The sequence below is a fragment of the Micromonospora sp. ATLC20 genome, from assembly GCF_057196585.1.
This window is the reverse complement of record NZ_JBXUOV010000279.1, coordinates 1-4,884: the sequence shown is the minus strand read 5'-3', so window position 1 is coordinate 4,884 and position 4,884 is coordinate 1. Positions and strand designations below refer to the sequence as shown.

At 72.4% G+C, this 4,884-nt stretch carries 4 protein-coding genes; 1 reads left to right on the top strand and 3 read right to left on the bottom strand.

Going from position 1 to position 4,884, the window contains the following annotated elements; translation table 11 throughout:
• Nucleotides 1–1,432 (bottom strand): glycosyltransferase family 2 protein (locus AC2CHG_RS29975; protein ID WP_484526066.1); only part of this gene is annotated, 1,432 nt, incomplete at its 3' end.
• Between the two features lie 209 nt (nt 1,433–1,641).
• On the bottom strand, nt 1,642–2,298 hold the full coding sequence (locus AC2CHG_RS29970) for a C39 family peptidase (RefSeq protein ID WP_366622076.1): 657 nt from the start codon (nt 2,296–2,298) through the stop codon (nt 1,642–1,644).
• Nucleotides 2,299–3,015: 717 nt separating this feature from the next.
• On the opposite strand from AC2CHG_RS29970, the gene AC2CHG_RS29965 reads away from it, so the two are divergent.
• Nucleotides 3,016–3,561 (top strand): GNAT family N-acetyltransferase, encoded by a 546-nt coding sequence (locus tag AC2CHG_RS29965; protein WP_357208695.1) that lies wholly within the window; start codon nt 3,016–3,018, stop codon nt 3,559–3,561.
• Between the two features lie 10 nt (nt 3,562–3,571).
• On the opposite strand, the gene AC2CHG_RS29960 is transcribed toward AC2CHG_RS29965, so the two are convergent.
• Nucleotides 3,572–4,884, bottom strand: a 1,313-nt coding sequence (locus AC2CHG_RS29960; protein WP_484526065.1) for a M20/M25/M40 family metallo-hydrolase, incomplete at its 5' end; no start/stop codon positions are given.

Genomic DNA, 4,884 nt, shown 5'->3' with positions numbered 1-4,884 from the left:
GGCGAGGCGCGCGCACCGCGGCCCCGCCGCGCCCGTGACCGCCGTCCACCTCGGCGCGTACCGGATGGCGCTGACCGCTGGCGGCGCTGGCGGCCAGGAGCCGGTCCAGCGCGAAGTCCGTGCGCAGGGTGCGGCCGGTCGGATCACCGGCGTCCATCCGGGTGGCGCCCACGACCGGACCGGCCAGCATCCGCACCGGCCCGGCCTCCGTGGCGAACCGGGGGTACGGGCTGCGCGTGGTCACCGTCAGCGTGTGCCCGTCGACCCAGCTCACGTCGACGGTGTCCAGCCGCGCCAGCCAGTGGGCGCGTACGTCGGTGACGTCGGTCCACCGGGCCGGTGCGCCCGGGTAGCCCGCGTGCCAGCGGTCACCGGCGAACACCGTCGCCGGCACGCCCCGGCCGTTGTCCTGCTCGATGACCGCCAGCAGGTCGTCCACCCCGCCCGCGGTCACCGCGCCCAGGCGCAGCCGGGCCTCGATGTCGAGCCGGTCCCGCAGGCGGTCGGTGACGTGCCGCCGTACCAGCCGCGCCACCGTGGCGTGCACCCGCTCCTGCGCGGCCCGGTCCAGGTGCCGGAAGTCGTCGCCGACCAGGTTCGCCAGTTCCAGCCCGGCGTGGCGGCGCAGCACCGCGTCCCGGCGCTCCCCGGCGGGGATCAGCTCGGCCACGTACGCGAACAGCCGCCCCACGCTGACCAGGCGCTGCTCCACCCGGCTGTGGTAGGTGATGTTGCGGGCGTCCAGCCGGCGTACCGCGTGGTAGTAGTCGTAGTCGGCGAGCACCGAGATCCGCCGGGCGTGGTAGCAGGCGGCGAGCGTGAACGGCTGGTCGCTGAGCACCGGCATGTCCTCCGGGAACCGCAGCCCGAGCCGGTCCACGAGGTCGCGCCGGAACAGCTTCGTGTTCGCCAGCGACCACGGCAGCGCCGAGTCGAACAGGCTCACGTCGACCGCGTTGCCGTCGGCGAACACGTCGGAGAACACGTGCCGGCCGTTGACCCCGACCACCTTGCCGAGCACCACGTCCGAGCCGTACCGGTCGGCGGCGGCGACCAGACGCTCCAGGGCCTCCGGGCCGAGCCGGTCGTCCGAACCGAGAAAGAACACGTACCGGCCGGCGGCCAGGTCCAGTCCCCGGTTGCAGGGCGACGCCGGGCCACCGGAGTTGGACTGGTGGACCACCCGGATCGTGCCGGGGTGCCTGGCGGCGTACCGGTCGAGCAGGCGGCCGCTGCCGTCGGTGGACCCGTCGTCCACCGCCACGATCTCCATCCGGTCCGGCCCGATGGTCTGCCGCAGCACCGAGTCGAGGCAGGACCGCAGGTAGCGCAGCGTGTTGTAGACAGGCACGACGACACTCACGTCGGGGCGGCTCGTCGCCGGTGGGCGGGGCGTGGTCGGTGGGCGGTGCGTCGCCTCCTCGGCTGCCACGGCTGCTCCTCTGGGTCGCCCGGACGATCCGGCGCGACCCAGCGTGGTGGAGCGAGCCGTCCGGGTGACGACACCGGCGTGACGGCGAGGTGACCGGAAGGCAGCCGTTGGACACGTGCGGAAGGGCCCGACCCCGTGGTTGGGGGTCGGGCCCTTCCGGTGTGCGTGCTGTCGCTATTGCTCTGCAGCCATATGTGCGGCGGTGTTGCTTAGCTGGTGCTGTAGCCGCGGGTGGCGATCCAGTCGGCGAGGTTGTCGATGCTCATGCGGTAGGTGGCGGTGTTCGGGTCGGCGCTGTCGGCGATGGTGACGGTCTTGCCGTCGTCGCGGTAGCCGATGACGCTGATGTAGTGGCCGCCCTCGAAGGAGTGGGTGGTGCCGTCGGTGTCGGTGGCGGTGCCGGCGATGTTGGCGACCACGGCCCGGCCGGCGTCGACGGTCTTGACCACGTCGGCGCGAAGCTTGTCGGTCTGCTTGTCGTCGGCCTTAGGGGTGCTGATCTCGACCGACTTGTAGGCGTCCTTCGCGCCGGTCTCCTTGTTCAGCACCGGGGTGATGTCGTTGATGCTGTTGGTGCCGGCCTCGGTGGTGCCCATCTCCTTGGCCATGGCGTGCACGTCGATGTTCTTGCCCTGCACGGACAGGGCGTTGCGGGCGGCGGCGGGGCCGCAGAAGTAGAAGTTGGGCTGGGCCTCGTAGCGCACGTCGAGTTCCCGCTCGCCATGACCGCTCTTGCGGTCGGCGACGATGGCGGCCTTCTCGGCCGGGGCGGCGTGGGCGGCGATCGCGGGGCCGGCGATGCCACCGGCGGTGGCGGCGATACCGGCAGCGGTCAGAACGGTCTTGCGCAGCAGAGTGGTAGCCATGATGGTTGCCTCCCTGGTCGGGGGAAAACCGCGGCGATAGGGGATGCCGCGAGAAGGGGGAAGTCTTGGGGGGTGCCCGTCGGAAGAGGGCTGTAGCGCGGGCGGCCGGGGGGCCTGCTCCGCGGCTCGGGGGTGTAACGACGACCGGGCCGGGGTCATTCCCGGGGGACGGCGGGGTGCCCGTCGCTCGGGGATGTAACGACGACCGGGCCGGGCCGATTCCCTGACCTGCCGTGGGTGCCGGGCGGGCCGATGTTCGGCGCTCGGTTCCGGTGCCGCGGGGCTCAGCCATGTACAACGCCCCGCGCCCGCCACCGATTCCACGCTGACGATGGCACCGACCACAGCCACGCCCCCGCCCCGAACCGGACACAGCTCACCAAACCCGTCACGTCGTCGCCCGGGCGGACTGCATCACCGCGCGATCTTGCATCTTGGTCCCCGCTGAAACCCATGCAAAGCGGGCATCTCGCGGGCATCAAGTGCAAGATCGCGTGAGTGTCGGATGCCGGCTGCGGGGCTGGGGAGCGTTCCTTCCGCACAATGAGATCGGCAGGCCACATGATGGGAGCCGGGAGAGATCTTGGTACGAAAGGGCCCTCATAGGGGCCGTTTCCTACCAAGATCTGCGAAGGGCTTGGGGTGCGCGCTGGGAGAGGGAGAGGGAGAGGGCACCCCGGGTGGGGTGGGGTGGACGCGGTGGCGCAGAGTGGCGCTGTGCGATATCTGCGCAGTGACGGACGCGTCGCCATCCGCCGTCCCCGCCCGGCCGACGAGGCGGAGTTCGTCGCCGCCGCCCGGCGCAGCCGCGACCTGCATCATCCGTGGCTCTCCGCGCCCGACGACGCGCAGCGCTACGCGGCGTACCTGCGCAAGATCCGGGGGCGGGACAGCTCCGGGTTCCTGCTCTGCGACCGGGCCACCGGGGACATCGCCGGATACGCGAACATCAGCGGCATCGTGCTGGGCGCGCTGCGCGGCGGTTACCTCGGATACGCGGCGTTCCGCCCGTACGCGGGCACCGGGCACGCCTCGGCCGGGGTGCGGCTGGTGATCGAGTACGCGTTCGGGCCGCTCGGTCTGCACCGCCTGGAGGCGAACATCCAGCCCGGCAACGAGCCGTCGAAGCGGCTGGCGCGCCGGCTCGGCTTCCGGCTGGAGGGGTTCTCCCCGGACTACCTGTTCATCGACGGCGCGTGGCGCGACCACGAACGCTGGGCGATCACCGCCCCGGACCGGGTGGACCCGGCGCCGGGGCGGTGACCGGCCGGCCTCAGCTGCCGGGCTTTGGGAAGGCGACCGGGCTGCGGTGCCCGTCCCGGTCCACCGCTCGTACGCCGAAGAACACGTTGTCCTTGGACAGGTCGATGGTCACCTCGGTGACGTCGCCGACCGGCAGCACCTTCTGCCACTGGTCGGCGGTGGTCTCCCGCCACACCACCTCGTATCCGGCCAGGTCCGGCTCGGGTCCGCGCTGCCACCGCAGCGTGGTGTCGTTCGTCAGGTTCGTGGTCACCACTGTGACGCCCTTGGGTGTGCCCGGCGCCTGGGCCAGCGACCACAGCGTCGCGGCGTTCACCCGGGCCACCCGGGTGATGTAGCCGAAGTCGCAGAACTCGGGCAGGTCGCCGTACTGCACCCCGTCGACGACCCGCACGTCCTGGTGCTGGTGCGCGAAGTCCTCGTTGGGCTCGGTGAACCGGCCGGCCGGCCAGCCCTCGCGCAGGAACGAGATGTGGTCGCTGCCGCGCAGGTAGCGGTCCCGCCGGTAGATGACGCGTACGTCCATGCCGGTGGCGGAGTTCTCGGCCACGTCGGTGACGAACCGGGCGAGCTGCCGCGACGGCGAGTCGTTCTCGCCGCCGACGGACTGCCGCACGCTCGCCTCGGCCGGGGTCTCGGCGGTCGGCACGCCCTCGGCGAACAACCGCACGGTACGCGGGTCGCGGGTGCCGTCGTCGGCGGTGCTGCTGCCGACGATGTCGTTGCTGAACATCGCCTGCACGTCGGCGCCGGCTGCCTTCAGCTGCGCGGCCAGGTACGCCGAGCCGTACAGTCCCTGCTCCTCGGCGGCGACGGCGGCGAGCACGATGGTGGCCTCGGTGCGGCGGGTGGACAGCACCCGGGCGAGTTCCATCACCACCGCCACGCCGGAGGCGTCGTCGTCGGCGCCGGGTGCGTCGCTGACCGCGTCCATCACGTCGGTGGCCCGGGAGTCGTAGTGGCCGGTGATGACGTACACCCGCTCGGGCGTGACGTCGCCGCGCACTGTCGCCACCACGTTGGTGATGGTGGTGGGGACGGGGATGCGGGAGGCGGGCTGCTGCACGTACGACTGCAGTTCGACGCTCATCCGGCCGCCGGACGCGGCCGCGTACCCGGAGAGCTGGGCGTGGATCCAGTCGCGGGCGGCGCCGATGCCGCGTACCGGATCGGTCTGGCTGGACAGGGTGTGGCGGGTGCCGAACGCGGCGAGCCGGCGCACGACGGCCTCGATCCGGCGGCTGTCGATCTCGCGCAGCAGCGCGGTCAGCTCGCGGCCGGGCCGCTGCGGCCGGGCCGGACGGCCCGGGCCCGGGGGAGCGC